The organism is Halobacillus sp. B23F22_5 (assembly GCF_043497085.1).
Taxonomy (GTDB): Bacteria; Bacillota; Bacilli; order Bacillales; family Halobacillaceae; genus Thalassobacillus.
The window spans coordinates 38,827-57,023 of the sequence record NZ_JBIEKI010000004.1; the positions used below are offsets into that span (position 1 = coordinate 38,827).

General features: G+C 41.2%; 18 protein-coding genes and 1 riboswitch. Of the genes, 12 read left to right on the top strand and 6 right to left on the bottom strand.

Translation table 11 applies throughout. The features are described 5' to 3' along the window. Positions 1–17 precede the first annotated feature (17 nt). Positions 18–320, bottom strand: coding sequence for a protein YxiS (gene yxiS, locus ACGTN9_RS07215; RefSeq protein WP_499591684.1), 303 nt, complete (start codon positions 318–320; stop codon positions 18–20). 155 nt (positions 321–475) lie between these two features. Between yxiS and ACGTN9_RS07220 the strand changes: the two genes are divergently transcribed. From ACGTN9_RS07220 to ACGTN9_RS07240, 5 genes are all read left to right on the top strand, one after another. Continuing rightward, positions 476–1,222: a GDSL-type esterase/lipase family protein gene (locus ACGTN9_RS07220; RefSeq protein ID WP_499591685.1), complete on the top strand. Its 747-nt coding sequence runs from the start codon at positions 476–478 to the stop codon at positions 1,220–1,222. A 115-nt stretch (positions 1,223–1,337) separates the two neighbouring features. Then, a complete protein-coding gene (locus ACGTN9_RS07225; RefSeq protein ID WP_499591686.1) occupies positions 1,338–1,994 on the top strand; it encodes a DUF3889 domain-containing protein in 657 nt (218 codons plus the stop codon). Between the two features lie 154 nt (positions 1,995–2,148). Next, positions 2,149–3,228 (top strand): dual-specificity RNA methyltransferase RlmN, encoded by a 1,080-nt coding sequence (gene rlmN / locus ACGTN9_RS07230; RefSeq protein ID WP_499591687.1) that lies wholly within the window; start codon positions 2,149–2,151, stop codon positions 3,226–3,228. Between the two features lie 245 nt (positions 3,229–3,473). After that, entirely contained in the window at positions 3,474–4,157 is a 684-nt protein-coding gene (cbpA, locus tag ACGTN9_RS07235) for a cyclic di-AMP binding protein CbpA (protein WP_499591688.1), read from the top strand. A 164-nt stretch (positions 4,158–4,321) separates the two neighbouring features. After that, positions 4,322–5,440, top strand: a complete 1,119-nt coding sequence (locus tag ACGTN9_RS07240) for an NAD(P)/FAD-dependent oxidoreductase (protein ID WP_499591931.1) — start codon at positions 4,322–4,324, stop codon at positions 5,438–5,440. A gap of 1,476 nt (positions 5,441–6,916) precedes the next feature. Here the strand turns inward: ACGTN9_RS07240 and ACGTN9_RS07245 are convergent. Next, on the bottom strand, positions 6,917–8,080 hold the full coding sequence (locus tag ACGTN9_RS07245; RefSeq protein ID WP_499591689.1) for a glycosyltransferase family 4 protein: 1,164 nt from the start codon (positions 8,078–8,080) through the stop codon (positions 6,917–6,919). A gap of 12 nt (positions 8,081–8,092) precedes the next feature. Further along, positions 8,093–9,241: an NAD-dependent epimerase/dehydratase family protein gene (locus ACGTN9_RS07250; protein ID WP_499591690.1), complete on the bottom strand. Its 1,149-nt coding sequence runs from the start codon at positions 9,239–9,241 to the stop codon at positions 8,093–8,095. Between the two features lie 279 nt (positions 9,242–9,520). Here ACGTN9_RS07250 and ACGTN9_RS07255 point away from each other — a divergent pair, with 279 nt between their 5' ends. Then, the gene (locus ACGTN9_RS07255) at positions 9,521–11,482 is read left to right on the top strand and encodes an AMP-binding protein (protein WP_499591691.1); all 1,962 of its coding nucleotides are present in this window, start codon (positions 9,521–9,523) and stop codon (positions 11,480–11,482) included. A gap of 96 nt (positions 11,483–11,578) precedes the next feature. Here the strand turns inward: ACGTN9_RS07255 and ACGTN9_RS07260 are convergent, their stop codons facing one another. After that, positions 11,579–12,169: a hypothetical protein gene (locus tag ACGTN9_RS07260; protein ID WP_499591692.1), complete on the bottom strand. Its 591-nt coding sequence runs from the start codon at positions 12,167–12,169 to the stop codon at positions 11,579–11,581. Between the two features lie 148 nt (positions 12,170–12,317). Further along, positions 12,318–12,362, top strand: a riboswitch (PreQ1 riboswitch). A 95-nt stretch (positions 12,363–12,457) separates the two neighbouring features. Here ACGTN9_RS07260 and queC point away from each other — a divergent pair. Genes queC through queE form a run of 3 tightly spaced genes read left to right on the top strand, consistent with a single transcriptional unit; the run spans position 12,458 to position 14,323 of the window. Beyond that, on the top strand, positions 12,458–13,126 hold the full coding sequence (gene queC / locus ACGTN9_RS07265) for a 7-cyano-7-deazaguanine synthase QueC (protein ID WP_499591693.1): 669 nt from the start codon (positions 12,458–12,460) through the stop codon (positions 13,124–13,126). After that, positions 13,123–13,602: a 6-carboxytetrahydropterin synthase QueD gene (gene queD, locus ACGTN9_RS07270; protein WP_499591694.1), complete on the top strand. Its 480-nt coding sequence runs from the start codon at positions 13,123–13,125 to the stop codon at positions 13,600–13,602. The genes queC and queD overlap by 4 nt, the downstream gene beginning before the upstream one ends. Then, the gene (gene queE / locus ACGTN9_RS07275) at positions 13,595–14,323 is read left to right on the top strand and encodes a 7-carboxy-7-deazaguanine synthase QueE (RefSeq protein ID WP_499591695.1); all 729 of its coding nucleotides are present in this window, start codon (positions 13,595–13,597) and stop codon (positions 14,321–14,323) included. Before queD ends, queE begins: the two co-directional genes overlap by 8 nt. Before the next feature lie 54 nt (positions 14,324–14,377). Here queE and ACGTN9_RS07280 read toward each other — a convergent pair whose 3' ends face one another. Then, a complete protein-coding gene (locus tag ACGTN9_RS07280; protein WP_499591696.1) occupies positions 14,378–15,220 on the bottom strand; it encodes a YihY/virulence factor BrkB family protein in 843 nt (280 codons plus the stop codon). Positions 15,221–15,383: 163 nt separating this feature from the next. Between ACGTN9_RS07280 and ACGTN9_RS07285 the strand changes: the two genes are divergently transcribed. From ACGTN9_RS07285 to ACGTN9_RS07295, 3 genes are read left to right on the top strand one after another with little or no spacing between them, the layout of a single operon-like run. Further along, complete coding sequence (locus ACGTN9_RS07285; protein WP_499591697.1) at positions 15,384–15,821, top strand: DUF948 domain-containing protein; 438 nt, start codon at positions 15,384–15,386, stop codon at positions 15,819–15,821. Positions 15,822–15,838: 17 nt separating this feature from the next. Next, positions 15,839–16,288 (top strand): DUF948 domain-containing protein, encoded by a 450-nt coding sequence (locus ACGTN9_RS07290; RefSeq protein WP_499591698.1) that lies wholly within the window; start codon positions 15,839–15,841, stop codon positions 16,286–16,288. After that, positions 16,285–16,590: a hypothetical protein gene (locus ACGTN9_RS07295; protein ID WP_499591699.1), complete on the top strand. Its 306-nt coding sequence runs from the start codon at positions 16,285–16,287 to the stop codon at positions 16,588–16,590. Before ACGTN9_RS07290 ends, ACGTN9_RS07295 begins: the two co-directional genes overlap by 4 nt. A gap of 60 nt (positions 16,591–16,650) precedes the next feature. On the opposite strand, the gene ACGTN9_RS07300 is transcribed toward ACGTN9_RS07295, so the two are convergent. Beyond that, positions 16,651–18,180, bottom strand: a complete 1,530-nt coding sequence (locus tag ACGTN9_RS07300) for an acyl-CoA carboxylase subunit beta (protein WP_499591700.1) — start codon at positions 18,178–18,180, stop codon at positions 16,651–16,653. Positions 18,181–18,197: the final 17 nt, after the last annotated feature.

Here is an 18,197-nt window from a genome sequence, read left to right on the forward strand (position 1 = left end):
GTTGATTATTATGTTATTTATTTCTTTTTTTGTTTTTCCATTTCTTCACTAACTACAAATGCAAGATCATCATTTCCGAATAAGGAAAGCACACCTAGAAGTGTTTCATCCATGATTTCATCTGCTTCACTTTTAGGGACTGTCAACTCTATAGCCCGGTTTAAGGCATCATTTGATTTTTGAGTTGGATATGCGCGTGCATATACTTCAACAGGATCTAAATCATGGTTAATACACCACTGGGCAAAGACAAGGATCATCATCTCTTCATCCTGCTGGTAGTTGCGGATGACTTGTTCTTCGATTTCTTTTCGATTCATGAAACATACTCCCTTTACTATGATGGTTTCATTATATCGAGCCACTCGAAACAATAACAACTATTTCTACATATTTTTCGACAATTAAAGGAAAATTCGTTCGTAATAGGGAATTAATAAACGGAAAGAGCATACTTTCGAGGAGGGATTAACTATTGGAACGGGTTAGAGTATTACTGATCAGCGTGTTGAGCTTATTAGTTTTATCATTTGGCATTACAGTGGAAGGCGATGCGAAAATTCCTGACAGAAAGTCGATTAACTATGTTGCGCTGGGAGATTCACTGGCAGCTGGATGGACCCCTATATCTGATGAAAAAGGATATGATGGGGAGGGATATCCTGAATTTCTAGTGGAAAGGTTCGAGCAATCGAATTACAATATCACATTGAGTAACTATGGTGCAAATGGGCATACCACAACAGACGTTTTGAAGGATTTAAAGGACAAAAATATACAAAAAGATATCAATGAAGCAGATTTACTAACAATAGATATCGGAGCCAATGATTTACTTGCTCACTTATTTAATGGTAATTTAGCAGGATTGGAAAGTGCTTCGGAAACAGCAGTTTTAAATATTGATAAGATTTTAAGTGACATCAGGAAATTGAACAAGGATGTAGATATCTATGTGATGGGCTATTATAATGCAATCGAACCTTATGAGAGTTATAAGGATTTAGAGCCTGAAATACTGCCACTTTTACAACGGTTCAACCATGAGATAAAAGAAGTGACAGAATCGGCTGATGCGGTGTATGTACCGACATTTAAAGTGATAGCTAAGGATTATGATACGTATCTTCCTCATGCTGATGTCCACTTAAGTGAAGAGGGCTATCAGGCGGTTGCCAAGGAATTTTGGAAAAAGATGACCCCGCGAAATTACGGTAATTAATCAAAGACAGGTAGCTGGTGCTATCTGTCTTTATTTATGGTTGCACTTGTCACAGGTCAACCTATAAAGGGCATAGGCTATGAAAGACAGTTATGAAAATACAGGAGGAAGATTCATGAATTCTAACTATTTTCACATGCCCTATGTATATCCATATGTGACGAATCCATACCAGGCACCATATGTCCGCTATCCTTATAGCCATTATTATGGCAGTTACCAATCCTATCAGGATGTCAGGCAGCCGGTCCGTGGCCAGGCGACATGGACTGAGGGGGGAGCAGTGACCCAATGCGGGATTCCGTGGTCGGCTAATCTCTATATGACAGTAGCAGTTGGTCAGAACACACCATACAAATGTGGAGATACCTTAAAAATCAAAAACTTAGCTAACGGTAGAGAAGTATTAGTGACTGTAGTGGATCAGGTCGCCGGTTATGGTGCCAATAAAGTGAATTTACACAAGAGAGCTTTTGAAGCATTAGGTGCCAATGTCGATTTAGGGGTTATCAATGTAGAGATCACTACTGGTATTGAGCTGGAAGAGGAAAAATGGGGAAAGTATCTGCTCGAAATCGTTCAATCAGCGTACTCGAACTATAATGTAACAGATTATAATAGAATAAGTAAAACGCAGCAGAATGCTAACCAAATGACGGAAACCTATAAATATGTACTGCGTTCTCCACAAGAAACAGTCAATATTGAAGGAACTGTCGTATATAACCCAAATACCGATCGAATTATATCAATTGATTTAAAGGAAGTATAAGCAGTATGATGAAAGAGATAGGGAGACGAACCCTATCTCTTTCATTTTTAATAGCAGGCTGCGGATATAACAGCAGGCTGATAAAACTGTTGCGAAATGGCAACACTTCTAGTATTGTAGGAATGAATGGTTAAAATTGAAAAGAGGGTTATAAATGAAACAATCTATATATGGAATGACGTTCGACCAGTTGACTGACTGGCTGATGGAACGCGGACATAAAAAATTCCGTGCATCACAAGTTTGGGACTGGCTGTATAACAAACGAGTCAAAAGCTTTTCAGAAATGAATAATGTCAATAAAGATTGTATCCAACTGCTTGAAGAAAATTTTGTGATCCAGACGTTGCAACAAGAAATCAAACAGGAATCTTCAGATGGTACAATCAAATTTTTATTTAAACTGCAGGATGGTAATGTAATTGAAACCGTATTGATGCGGTTCCATTATGGATTATCCGTTTGTGTTACAACGCAAGTTGGCTGTAATATCGGTTGTTCCTTCTGTGCAAGTGGACTATTGAAAAAAAGCCGCGATCTGACCAGTGGTGAAATTGTTGAGCAGATCATGAATGTCCAGCATGCATTGGACGATAAGGGAGAAGGAGATCGTGTTAGTCATATTGTCGTAATGGGTATTGGAGAACCGTTCGATAACTATGATAATACGTTGGATTTCATTCGTATCGTCAACTCTCAGAAAGGGCTGGCTATCGGTGCAAGAAAGATTACTGTCTCTACAAGTGGACTAGCTGATCAAATTTATCAGTTCGCTGATGAAGACTTGCAGGTAAACCTTGCTTTATCATTACACGCTCCAAATGATGAGCTACGTACAAGAATCATGAAGATCAATAAAGCATATCCATTAGATAAATTGATGCCAGCGATTGATTATTATCTAGAGAAAACTAATCGCCGGATTACCTTTGAATATATCATGCTAAGGGATGTCAATGACCACCAAAAAGAAGCGAAAGAACTTGCAGAACTGTTGAAAGATAAACGGCATTTATCTTATGTCAACTTGATTCCGTATAATCCAGTTGACGACCATTCTTATCAACGTAGTGAGAAAGAAGCGATTTTAGGATTTTATGACACGTTGAAGAAAAATGGCATCAACTGTGTCATTCGCCATGAAAATGGAACAGATATCGATGCAGCATGCGGGCAATTGCGCAGTAAGCAAGTCAAAAAAGATAAAAAGAAACAGGCAGCGAAAGCAAAATAAATCAAAAAGTACACCGTTTAGTTGAATGGTGTACTTTTTTTGTGCATTCATTTAGTGATTATGGATGCCTTCTACATCTTTTAACGAGTCTTTCCTCTGAGCATCATTTGCTTTTTTAAGGAACTTTCATTTCTAGGAAGTTTCCTTTCTATATAAATAAAAAGAAGTTGTAAAGATACAGGCGGAAGAAATAGAAGGAATCAACAAATTCATTTTGAATAAAATGGATGGAAGGGGGGGATTGAGTGTTAGTTAAAAACAATATTATTCCGAAACATCGGGTAGTCACTATTCATATAGAATCAACAATGAAGGAAGCGAAAGAGGCATTGGATAATAGCGGGTATCGCTGTATTCCAGTTGTTGATAGTAATGGTAGATACCAAGGAATGGTGTTCCGTTCCAGAATTGAACGACAGGAGAACGAATCTTTTAGAAATGGGGTAACACCCATTGAAAACGAATGCATCACAAAGGTTCTTTCCTACCCACAAACTTTTGTGTATGAAGAAACCTCGTTCCCTCAGGCGATGCTACGGGTGAAAGCTCTTCCATTTATAGCTGTACTAGATAAGCAAGAGAAGTTTGCCGGTATTCTCACGCATAACAAAGTATTTGATTTACTGGAACAATCGTTTGGACTTCATTCGGGAGATTATATTGTCACTATCGTATCACCCGAAAAACATGGGGCAGTCGCTCAGCTTTCCAAAATGTTGAATAAACGAGGGATTAACATTGAGGGGTTAATGACGTTCGATGATGATGGCAGTAAAGTTGTAAGACGTCTCTGTATCACTGTATCCAATGTCACCAAAGCGCAGCTAAGCGAACTGTTCGCTAAATTAGAAAAGAAAGGTTACCGCGTACTTCGGTCAGAACAGACTGAAAAGAACGACCATATGACAAGAGCTATATTGGAAGATTAATTCAAACCACCAGGGATGCTGGTGGTTTTTTTACACTTTAAGAAATTTTAACTTTGTTAAAGGATTAAAGTATAAGAAATACGGTGAGGAGGATTCATTGAGTGAGGGTAACTTATCTTGTAGAATATCCTTTAGATGAAGTCAGAATAAGAAAAGGTGTTAATTTGAAAAAGTATATCGTAATAGGAGCGGGCATACTTGGTGCATCAACTGCACACCACCTGGCGAAGCAGCAAGCTGATGTCATACTAATTGACAGGGAAGACCATGGACAAGCGACAGCTGCAGCGGCAGGAATCGTATGTCCTTGGCTAACTCACCGTAAAAATAATGAATGGTACCGATTAGTGATAGGTGGTGCCAAGTACTACCCATCACTCATAAAAGAACTTGAAAAGTATGGGGAAGCAGAGACTGCATACTCAAGAGTTGGAGCAATCAATATATATAATAAACAAGATATGCTAGATCGCAAGTTTGAGCTCGCCTTAGAGCGCAGGCGTGATACACCCGAAATGGGCGAAGTCACCAAGCTTTCAAGAAAGGAAACCAAATCACTTTTCCCACCCTTGAAAGATGAATATGGAGCAGTTCACGTCAGTGGCGGGGGGAGAGTGAACGGAGGTGCTTTACGAGATGCACTTATCCGAGGAGCTAAAATGAATGGGGCAACTTACATCAAGGGCGATGCAGGGATTCACCTGGAAGATAATCATGTCAAACGTGTAACTGTAGGTCCGAAAAATTTTGAAGCCGATGAGGTTATTATTACTGGAGGAGCCTGGACGGAAGAAGTGCTTAAGCCATTAGGACTTAACTTTAACATGCATACACAAAAGGCACAGATCGTCCACTTACAATTGCCTGACACAGATACCAGCCATTGGCCAGTGGTCATGCCTCCATTTGGACAATATTTCCTTACTTTCGGAAACGGTAGAATTGTTGTAGGTGCTACCCAGGAAGATAACGTTGGTAAAGATCCAAGGGTTACAGCAGGGGGAGTCCATAAAGTTATCGATAAAGCTTTACGTGTTGCACCTGGGTTTGCTTCAGCAACCTACTTAGGAACTAAAGTAGGGTTTCGTCCCTTTACGCCCGGTAGTCTCCCTATCATAGGGCGAGTCCCTGGGATAAAAGGATTGTTCGTAGCTAATGGTCTTGGGGCTTCAGGTTTGACTAGCGGGCCATACTTAGGTGCGGAGCTTGCTAATTTAGCACTTGGCAAACCTACGGAGTTGAATATGAATGATTATGATGTTTCTAATGCATTAAATAAGTAAGTAAAAACACTTGATAAGCACAGCAAAAATTCATTTGATGGAATTAATAGAATGGAGGTCTCTCTGTTTAGTTAGTGCCAATTCACTTAAGAACACACGTTCTTCAGGGTGTGTTTGACATTTACCCAAAGCTGAAAAGCTGGTACAAATCCAACAAAGCCATATATTTGGGCTTTGTTACTATTATCGTTTTTTTCAATTCATGCCAAAGCATAAAGGAAAACAGGTTTGCAATACGGCGCTGAATCGTATGTGCAGATATATGTTGATTACAGACTTGATGCTGGATGAGTCGAAGCACTGTGGATGTTGCAATAGAATCTAAATTCATCGAAGAATTATTTTGCTGTAAGAAAAGCAAAAAGGTAATAAGTTGAATGAGTAAGCTGCGACTGATACTGGGTGCAATTACTAAATAAAACAGAAATTCTCCGAAACTTGTACATATTTCAATAATCCATAATTAATGACCATCATGTAATGGAATTATGAGGACGTCCGTATAACTTATGAGACATCATCGCTAATTATTGAATTGTGGGAAGTCTTACATGGACATCGCTTATAATTATCAGCATCTCAGAGGAAGAAGTTCCTGATATGAAATATTATAGGAACTAGGGGACTGGAACTTATAGTTGCTGTTTTTATTTCTTAGTTTACATAATACTTATTATCGGAAGTTAATTCAGAAACGGTAATTTTGTCTCAATGACTAAGTATACTTAAGATAGTGAGATGGAATTTAAAATTAAGTGAAAAGCTCCAAATCATTTCTGCATTAATCTCATTGTAAATTTAGTTTTTAATTCAACTTGCTGCCGCTAATTAATATCAAAAAATAAGCCAACATTATTCCTTTTGATATCTTTCTTCATTCTCATTTTTTATATTCTCTATGATAGTTAGATTTTCTTAATCATCAGTTTCTGATAGCGTTTATTAATTCTTGCTATTAACTGATTCATTTACCCTGCACTGGTTATACCCTAATATTCCATTTCTCCTATACGATCATTATTGTATGCTGGTTTTCTGGTGCTTCTTTGTGTCAGCTATATTGAAATTTTTATTGGTCACTCCCCCACTTTTTTTAAACCTGCATGATATTTAAGCGAACGAATCCCTTGTTAATCCCTTCTGTCAAGGGTTTTCACTTGCGTTAAGGATAGTATTTTTATTTTGTTTTCGGAGTTGCTACTAAGTATGAAGAGCGAGTTGTTTGAAGAATGGTTGATGGTTGGTTTTTGGCAGGCTTTTTTCAAAACAGATTTCTCCGTTTTTCCTAAGATAAACTGCGTGCTGGTGTTGGTAAGTCCGGTTACTTCATGCTGTCCTTTTAGGTTGTTGCCTCCCTGGGAAAACAATGTGATCTGCCTTGTTGCTTCTCGTACTATATTATTCCATATTTCGACAAAGCATTCACAAAAGAAAGCTGACCGGAGTTTTTCATCCGGTCAGCAGGATTACCCTGAACTATTCAGTTACTTTCACTTTTCCCTCTTTTGGGGCATTCACTTGGTTTTTTTGAAAGACTTTCAGCGTTTGATAATAAAAATCAAGAATTTGTTCGGATGGCTTCTTCCAGCTGAATTTTTCTGCTTCTTTTCTCGCATTAATGCTCAGCTGCTCGTGCAATCCAGGGTCTTCTATTTTTTCAATGGCACGGATCAGACTATCCGTATTCTCATTTTCAAATAGCAGCCCAGTACGGCCATCTTCTACTTGTTCCATTGTCGGTCCGCTTTTTGCAGCAATGACGGGCATCCCTGATGCCATTGCTTCTAAAATAACTAATCCTAAAGTCTCTGTCACGGATGGAAAGATGAAGGCATCCCCTGAAGCAAATGCCTGTGACAACTCTTCGCCATGAAGGAAACCTGTGAACGTGGTGTTCGTTCCTTCGAATGTTTTCTCCAGCTGATCTCGGACAGGACCATCACCTACGATAGCTAAGGAAATGTCATTTCTTCTTTCTAACAACGGCTTCAGCTTATGGATTTCCTTTTCTGGGGCCAATCTGCCGACAAACACTAAAAGTTTGTTATCAGGTTTTCCGCCTGATAGACGTTCGCGCATCGCCTTGTTCTGATAGCTTGGATGGTACTTGTCAATTGCAACTCCACGATCCCACACATGCACGTTTGGTATCTTTTTTTCGATTAATTCTTTCTGGATTGCTTTTGACGTACACAAATTCAAGTCTGCGTAGCTGTGCAGCTTCTTGAAATACCACCAGACCAACGGTTTGAACGGATAAAGACGATAGTAATCAAGATATTTCGGTACATGGGTGTGATAAGAAGCAATTAATGGATATCCTAATTTACTGGCATAGTATACGCCAGAGACACCGACCAGCGCAGGATTTACCACGTGGACGATGTCTGGCTGATGCTTCATCAACAGGTCCTTCACCTTTTTTTGAGGCATCGAAAACTCCCTGGACCTGTAGAAAGGCATCCTGGTCGTTTTGACACCTTCCACAATCGCACCTTCATATTCCTTCACGCCAAGGTCAGGGGCGATAACTATGACTTCATTATTTTCTTTTTGCAGATGTTTGATAGCTTCTTTAAGTCTAGTCACCACTCCATCTGTGGAGGGCAGGAAGGTTTCAGTTATGATTGCGATTTTCAAAACGGCGGCTCCTTACTTCCATTTAATGGACGGTAGTACGTTCTCTTTGATTACTCGGTCTTTATGTTCGATTACTGTCTGTAAAATATCATGCAGGACTTCGTCCGTCAATAAATGCGGCTCAAGGCCAAGGTCACGGAGCTTAGTGTTTACAGCATGATAGTAATGCTCTTCCGCTTCGATACGAGGGTTTTCCAAATGGGATACTTCTGTATTCAATCCTTCTTCTTTTGCTACTTTTTGTACCTTTTCAGCAAGCTCCTGGACAGAGAAGTATTCGGTGAATTGGTTGAACACACGGAATTCTCCCTTGTCTGCCGGGTTTTCAGCAGCAATTTCGACACAACGAACGGTATCCTCAATGTTCAAGAATGCTCTCGTTTGATTTCCAGAACCATAAACAGTCAAGTCATGGCCGGTAGCTGCTTGAATCAGGAACCGGTTCAACGCTGTACCGAATACCCCGTCATAATCAACACGATTGACTAGCATTGGATCCATTTTGGTTTCATTCGTATGTAGACCATAAACGATCCCCTGGTTCAAATCTGTCGCACGGATACCCCAGATCTTGCAGGCAAACATAATATTGTGACTGTCATGTACTTTTGATAAATGATAGAAAGAACCTGGCTGCTTCGGATATGGCATGACATCCTTGCGACCTTTATGTTCTATTTCAATATATCCTTCTTCAATATCAATATTCGGCGTGCCATATTCACCCATTGTACCCAGCTTGATCAAGTGGCACTCCGGAGCGAATTCTTTGATAGCATATAAAACATTCAAGTTTCCTAATACATTGTTCTGTTGTGTGAAAACGGCATGTTCACGATCAATCATCGAATAAGGAGCTGAACGCTGTTCCGCAAAGTGAACGAATGCTTCCGGTTCTGTCTGGCGGAATACTTCTCTTAGAAAATCATAATGGTTTAAGTCTCCGATGTATGTTTTGATTTCTTTACCTGTAAGCTCTTTCCACTTACCAACACGCTCTTCCAATGATGCGATTGGTGTTACGGAATTGGAATGAAGTTCCTCATCCCATTTTCTTCGTGATAAGTTGTCAACAATGGTTACTTCATGTCCTTGGTTGGATAGGTGTAATGCGGTCGGCCAACCACAGAAACCGTCTCCACCTGCTACTACTATTCGCATATTTTCCCTCCTAATACCTCATCCTTATCATTACTCCATATTAGAATAACATTCTTTCCAGATAAAATGGTAATGATATTATATTTAAAATTTGTTAAGGAATTTTTCAACTCCTTTACCGATTAACCCTATACCCTATCTAATTTATTATTCAAACCTGTTCTACTTAAAATTCCCCTTCTAACAGGAATTACCACCCTCCCATTTCAATATCGGTACAAAATCAGGTATAATTGAAAGTGGAACATTCAGAATATTCTTTGTTTAAAGGAGGAAATGATGTTGATTTCACAGCAGCCTGCATGGACACCTACAGAAGAACAAAAGCAAGCTACAAGACTCTATCAATGGATGAATAAACATGGCTTTGAATCTTATGATGAATTTTATCAGAAATCGATCGACGATATCTCCTGGTTTTGGGAGGAAGCGGTCAACGAGCTTGACGTGGAGTGGTACGAACCATATACAGACACCCTCGACTTATCAAAAGGAATCAAATATCCCCACTGGTTTGTTGGAGGAAAAATAAATGTTGTTCATAATGCCCTTGATAAGTGGGCAATGAATCCAGCAACCAAAAATAAAGTTGCCCTCTACTGGGAGGGAGATAATGGAGATACGGAAACTTTTACATTCGATAGCTTATATAAAAAAGTAAATGCATGTGCCCACGGCTTAGAGAAACTCGGCATTAAAGAAAAAGACGTAGTTACCATCTATATGCCGATGCTGCCTGAAACTTTGATCGCCATGCTTGCTGTCTCAAAAATTGGTGCCGTCTTCTCCCCTGCTTTCTCAGGCTATAAAGCGGAAGCAATTGCTACCAGGGTAAATGCTTCTGAATCGAAAGCAATTATCACAGCTGATGGATTTTATCGCAGAGGTAAAGTAGTACCGATGAAAGAAGAAGCTGATCGTGCAGCTGAACAATGCTCAACTTTGGAACATATTGTTGTAGTTGACCGGGCTGGCCGTGATGTTGAATGGAACGACACCCGGCATGTTGACTGGAATGCTTTACTTGAAAATGAAAACGATTACAAAACGAAGAAGACCTACGCGCATGACCCCTATATGATCATCTATACGTCAGGGACTACCGGTAAACCGAAAGGAGCCCTTCACACCCATGGCGGTTTTCCAATAAAGGCTGCGTTTGATGCCGGGATATGTATGGATGTCACCCAAAATGATAACTTATTCTGGTATACAGATATGGGATGGATGATGGGGCCATTCCTTGTCTACGGAGGATTAGTGAACGGGGCTTCGATCGTCATGTTCGAAGGCACACCGGATTATCCTGAACCGGATCGTTTATGGGCACTGGTCGAACGGTATACCGTCACGCATCTTGGTATCTCTCCTACCCTGGTCCGCTCCTTGATGAAGCATGGGGAAAGCTGGATTGAAAAACATAACCTGTCTTCATTGAAAATGATCGGTTCCACAGGTGAGCCGTGGAATCCTGAACCTTGGCGCTGGTTATTCGAACACGCAGGGAAATCCAAAGTTCCTATTTTCAACTATTCAGGCGGGACAGAAATTTCCGGTGGTATATTCGGTAATGTTTTAGTAAAACCGATCAATCCGGTTTCATTCAATGCTGCTCTGCCAGGAATGGATGTCGGTGTATATGATGAAAATGGTAACTCAGTCAAAAACGATGTTGGTGAACTGGTGCTCCGTCAACCATGGGTCGGCATGACCAACGGCTTTTATAAAGAAAATGACCGTTATGAAAAAGCATATTGGAGCCGCTTTAAAGACACATGGGTTCATGGAGACTGGGTGATTCATGATGAGGAGGGTTTTTATACGATAACAGGCCGCTCTGATGATGTGCTTAACGTTGCAGGAAAAAGGCTTGGCCCTTCGGAAGTCGAGTCTGTACTCGTCGAACATGACGCTGTTGTGGAAGCCGGCGTGATCGGTGTCCCGCATGAAGTCAAAGGACAGGAAGCTATCGGTTTCGTCGTTTTGCGTCCAGATTATGAGAAGTCGGAGGAATTAATCAAAGATATAAGCCGGCACCTTAATGAGAAGTTAGGAAAAGCTTTGGCACCTAAAATCGTCCATGTCGTGTCCGACTTGCCAAAAACCCGGAATGCCAAAGTAATGAGAAGAGCCATTAAATCCGCTTATTTAAATAAAGATTCTGGAGATTTGAGTGCCTTAGAGAACCCGCATGCCGTGGATGAGATCCGTGCTTTAGGCAAATCCGCTTCGTTATCTTAACAAATACAGATAAGAATCTGGAGATTGATTTAAAGTTAACGAGATAACCTGACAAAAAAAGGTCCTGAGCCCATTACTGGTTCAGGACCTTTCCTCTTATACAGCCAATTGCTTGCCTGTTTTTTGCTTTAATAGTGCCTGGTAAATCAATAAATCACGGTTATATACTGCAGCATAGCTCAACAGGCTTTCGAATTTGACCTTTTCAAAGCTATCCCGCCCCACCATGTTAAATTTTTCGTTTAAAACAGCGGCATTATTCCATGCGGTTTCTTCAAAAGAGTACTCCATTTCATGCTCTTCTATATCCACTTGGAATAAGTTAAGGTCTTTTGTACGTTCAAAATATGGAGTCTCTCTTTTTTTCTTTCTAATCTCCAGGGTACGTGGAATAGAAGCCCATAAGGCATCTCGATCCAAATAATGCCCCACTTCATGCAGGACTAACGCTTTGATATAATCTTCCAGTGGCACAGGGGTGATCATTTCATTTCGTGCTTTCCTGACCCGGTCAACATCAATAATCAATAGATTTTTAATAAAATCATAAATCATGTTCACATGAGTTGTTTGTATATGTACCTCAAGTGAAATATCAATCTTCTCCAGTGTTTGATGGACAATTTTTTTAATCTTTTTCTTTTGCAGCCGATTGTTCATTCTCTCTATTCTGCCTCTTTCTCTCATGTATTCCCCTGGCGGCTAACCCCCTATAGTATATAAGAAATCAGCCCTGATTCCAATACTATTATAGAAATTGACCATGACATTCATCGGTTCGTCTGTTATACTATGACCGACAAACTATCATAAAAGTCTGCGGAGCAACTCTACCGCAGGAGAGGTTCTAGCTACACCCTCTATAAAAAACTAAGGATGGAACTGTACCTATCCCTTAGGTGCGGTTTTTTTAGTTTATCTTATTCAAAAACCGGGTGAGTAGAATTCTCTTTCAATAGAAAGGAGAATTTTTTTATGGAAAATAATAAAGCGGTCGTCGTATTCAGTGGTGGTCAGGACAGTACAACTTGCTTGTTCTGGGCGCTGGAGCGTTTTGACGAAGTGGAAGCAGTCACGTTTCACTATAACCAGCGTCACGAAGAAGAAGTGGAAGTTGCTAAAGAGATCACAGATAAATTGAAGGTTAATCATCGAGTCCTTGATATGTCCCTGTTGAGCCAGCTTTCCCCTAATGCCTTGACGCATAAAGAAATGGATGTCGAGGATGGAAAAGATGGCAGCCTCCCTTCTACTTTCGTACCAGGAAGAAATCTATTGTTTTTATCATTCGCTGCTATTGTGGCCCAGCAAACTGGAGCGAAACATATCATCACCGGAGTATGTGAAACAGACTTCAGCGGCTATCCTGATTGTCGTGATGTGTTTATTAAATCCTTGAATGTCACGTTGAATCTATCGATGGACGAATCTTTCGTCATTCATACCCCATTGATGTGGCTCGATAAGGCTGAAACCTGGCAGCTCGCTGATGAACTGGAAGCCTTTGAATTTGTACGTGACCATACACTGACTTGCTATCATGGCGTAATCGGCAGCGGCTGCGGCGAATGCCCGGCATGTAAACTTCGTAACCATGGACTAAGGAAGTATCTACAGCAGCGCGAAGGAGCGGACATCAAATGAGCCTATCTAATTACGGATTCACCATTGTGGAAAACCTGCAAAAAATCGATGAGGATATTAAACGGCATCAATTGAAATACCATAACAAACGAGTCATGGTCAGCAAGGAATTCACTTTCGATGCCGCACATCATCTCCATTGTTATGAAGGTAAATGCAAAAACCTCCACGGTCACACCTATAAGGTGATCTTCGGGATCAGTGGCTATGTAGATGATATCGGAATCGTCATCGATTTTGGTGACATTAAAAAAATATGGAAAGAACAAATAGAAATCCATCTCGACCACCGCTACCTTAATGATACACTGCCCGCTATGAATACCACTGCCGAAAACATGGTGGTCTGGATTTATGAGCAGATGGAAGCTGCGCTCCAGGCAGAAACTGCTGGTACACGAGTGGAATTTGTGAAATTATACGAAACGCCGACAAGTTACGCAGAAGTAAAACGGGAGTGGATGGAAAATGCCTAAACTCCCTGTGTTAGAAATCTTCGGTCCCACCATCCAGGGAGAAGGCATGGTAGTTGGCAGAAAGACCATGTTCATTCGGACAGCAGGTTGTGATTATAGCTGTTCCTGGTGTGATTCGGCGTTCACCTGGGACGGGAGTGCCAAAGAAGATATAAAACGGATGGATACCGACGAGGTTCTAAGTGAACTGCAAAAGATCGGTGGTGAAAACTTTGATCATGTCACTATTTCTGGAGGCAATCCCGCGCTGTTCCCTTACCTGGACGAATTGATCGGTAAGCTGAAAGTAAAGCAAATCCAGGTGGCCTTGGAAACTCAGGGCAGCCGCTGGCAGGAATGGTTCCTGGCAATAGATGATCTCACCATCTCCCCGAAGCCTCCAAGCTCTAATATGAAAACAGACTGGGATCAACTTGATGGTATCATCAATCGACTCAAAGAAAATGACCGGCTGAATAACACCAGTCTTAAAGTGGTAATTTTCAATGAACAGGACCTGGAATATGCCGCTTCGGTTCATGCACGTTATCAGGAAGTTCCCTTTTATCTCCAGGTTGGCAATGATGATTTGGAAGAAACCGATGATAGTCAAATCGCTCTAAAACTATTACAAAAATATGAGTGGCTGGTCGACCAGGTGATGACATCATCTGCTTTGAACCGAGTCCGCGTCCTTCCTCAGCTCCATGCCTTGTTATGGGGTAATAAAAGAGGGGTTTGATGAAAACGTAAAACAGCCATAGCAGAGATAACTGCTATGGCTGTTTTAATATTCTCATATAGCCTCTGATTTTCGAGTTAACCCATGCTTCTTACGGTGTTTGATGACATTAATTTCCGCCCCTACTACTAATATCAAGCCAGTCAGGAAGAACCATATCATGAGTATGATCAACCCACCCAAGCTTCCGTATGTTGCTGAATAGCTGCCGAAATTACTTACATAGAAAGAAAATGCTAGGGAGATCAACATCCATAAAACAGAAGTGATGATAGCTCCAGGCATGATTTCCTTAAAAGGTAACTCCCGATTAGGAGCGAAGCGGTATAACACCATAAGAATCACACTCATGACTAGTATACTGACTACCCAGCGGGCTATTTCCAAAAGTATCATGAGCTGATCCGGTATAAATAAGATCTTTTTTATAAAATCAAGGATGACTTGTCCGAAAACCGGAAGTACTAATGCTACCACAATAGCAAGGATCATGCCGAGGGTCAGTCCTATAGAAATCAAACGGACGATGATGAATGAACGGGTTTCTTCGACATTATAAGCTACGTTAGAAGCTTTGATGAAGGCATTTATCCCGTTGGAAGCTGACCATATCGTACCTATAATACCAACCGTCAACAATCCCCCATTCGGTTTAGAAACGACACTGATGATATTCTTTTCCAGAGCAGAAGCTGTTTCCTCAGGCAGCACATTTTTCATAAAGCTGACTGCCTGATTAGGGTCGATGCCCAGGAATGGAATAATAGAAAATAGCAGTATCAGCATTGGAACAATAGCCAGTAAGTAATGATAAGCCTGAGCCGCTGCCAGAACAGGTACATCATCATTCTGAAACTCTTTAATCAGCTGTTTCATATATGACATCATTTTTTTCATAGTTTTCCTCCTTGATCGTGATTATCTTCTATATATCTACCCCCTTTTAACGGCTGGTTAATCATCATATAAAAAGAAAGTGACAAAGTTGTCATTTCAGGTCGAAAACAGTTTTGCCGGTCGTATATTAGGGAAGTGGTAACTTAGGAGGTGAAGAGAACCGATGGATTTAGTTTATATTGGTATTTTTATCATGGCCTTGTCTTTTGCCTTGATTGTAGCTTTCATCGTCAAGACCTTGATCAGTGTCAATAAAACGATGAGGAGTCTGGATGGAACGGTTGATAGCCTGGTCACCCAAATGAATGGCATTACCAAAGAATCGGAGCATTTAATCAACAAGTCCAATTACTTAGCTGAAGATCTGCACCATAAGATCGATTCTACGGACGCATTATTTGATTCACTTCATAATGTTGGAGACTCCGTGGATAATCTCAATCACGGTTTAAACAAGGCCTCGGATAACTTCACCTATCATACCAACAAGCATAATGACTCGATTATCAAGGCGGTAAGATGGGGAGAAGCTATTACGAACATGTACGCTAAATGGAAACAACCAGACAAACCAGTCAAGAAGCACGAGTACAATCATTAAGAAAAGAGGGATGAACAGTGGATTTAGTAGGTATTGGAGTATTAATCATAGGCATTGGAGTTTTAATCGGTTCTATCTTCCTGGCACGTACCTTGAACAATTTATCAAGTGTCCTGAATAGCGTGGATAAAACAGTGGATAGGTTACCGGATCAATTGGATGAGGTCATGAAGGAGACCGGACAATTACTTCATAACAGTAATGATACCCTGGCAGATGTCAATAAAAAAATTGAATCATTAAGCCCGCTCTTTTATATTGTCGGAGATATTGGTGAATCTTCACGTAAGCTGACCTCCTCCCTTGTAGATGTCACGATGGCAATGAAAAAGGACACAAAGGAAGGTAAAGATACGACAAGACGACAAGATCTTGGCGGCTTATATGGAGCTATTGCATTAGGATATTACTTTAAAGAAAAACGTAAAGCTTTAAAAGATATCAATAAGGATGAAATTTCAGCATGAACAAAGAAGAAACCAAATCTTCAGGTGGCGCCGGGGCAATTGGTTCTGTCTTTCTCGGCAGTTTCTTAGTCGGGACCCTGCTTGCCGGTAAGAAAAAAGTGGGAGGATCCCATTCTAAGCAAGAGTCACCCCGGGTACTCTCTAGTGCAAAGCAAAAATATAAGTTAAAAAAGGACGAACTTTACCTTGCTGGATTAAAGCGAGACGAAAGAATCCAACGACAAAAAAACAGGCTGCAAAGTGAAGCGCGTCAACGAGCAATAAAAGAAGCGACACTTCATAAAGAAACACAAAGTGGCTAAACAAAAACCCCGGACTTCCTGTCATAGAAGTCCGGGGTTTTTTTGGATCTTAGGAGTCTATTATACTGGGTACACGCCATGTTTCCGTTCGGTGAAGGTTACCTCTTTGGAAGCATACGTGTCATAACGCTTGATCAGTTCTTTTCTCAGTTCATCCGGCTGAACGATGGCATCAATTACCATTTCCGAAGCTAACCGGTAGATGTCGATGTTTTCTTTATACTCTTCGTGTTTTTCTTTGATGAACGCCGGGCGCTCTTCTTCTGGTAATTCTGCTATCTTATTTGCATAGACAGCGTTGACCGCCGCTTCCGGACCCATAACAGCTATTTGTGCGCTTGGTAAAGCCAGACAGCAATCCGGTTCAAATGCCGGACCGGCCATGGCGTATAATCCAGCACCGTACGCCTTTCGTACAATCACAGAAATTTTTGGCACAGTCGCCTCACTCATAGCTGACAACATTTTCGCACCATGTCTAATGATACCTGCCCGCTCAACCCTCGTACCGATCATAAAGCCTGGGATATCAGCCAGGAAAAGCAACGGAATGTTGAAGGCGTCGCATAGTTGGATGAATTTAGCCGCCTTATCAGCGGAATCCGGGAACAAAACCCCGCCTTTTGCTCTTGGCTGATTGGCGATGATGCCGACGGTACGGCCATCAATCCGGCCAAGACCAGTCACGAGTTCCGGAGCGAATAATTTTTTGATTTCACAGAAAGAATCCTCGTCAATCAACCGATCGATGAATTGATACATATCAAATGGTGCATTTTGGTTTTCCGGAATCAAATCATGAATAGACTTGTCGCTTTCTGCAGGTTCCCTTGCTTCTGCCACTTTTGGAGCAACGGTATAATTGGCAGGGAAGTAGCTCATATATTCTCTCGCATAAGCGATTGCTTCTTCTTCGGACTTCGCCAGTACATCTCCACATCCGGAAACGGAGCAATGCATTTTTGCACCACCCATTTCTTCAAGTGTGACCTTCTCCCCGATCACTTTTTCTGCCATCCTTGGTGAACCTAAATACATGGAAGCATTCCCGTCCACCATGACGACAATATCACAAAACGCAGGTATGTACGCTCCTCCGGCAGCGGAAGGTCCGAACAATAAACAGACCTGTGGGACCCGGCCTGATAATTTGATTTGATTGTTGAATATCCTTCCTGCTCCCCTTCTGCCCGGGAACATTTCTACCTGGTCGGTTATCCTTGCTCCTGCTGAATCGACCAGGTATAGCATTGGGATTTGTAGCTTTAACGCTGTTTCCTGGATACGAATGATTTTTTCTACAGTCCTTGCTCCCCAGGAGCCTGCTTTGACTGTCGAATCATTGGCCATCACACAAACTTTTTGTCCGTTTATTTCACCGATTCCGGTGACCACCCCATCAGATGGCAGGGAGTCATCCATACAGTTGGCGAAAAAAGCGTCCTCAATGTCCATTCCATCGTCAAAAAGCAGGGCTAGACGTTCCCGTACAAACATCTTTCCTTTTTCTTTATTTTTAGCGTGATATTTTTCAGCTCCACCCTGGGAGATTTTTTCTACTCGCTCTTGTAATGTTTGATCTAATGACATGAAGCTTTCCCTCCTGT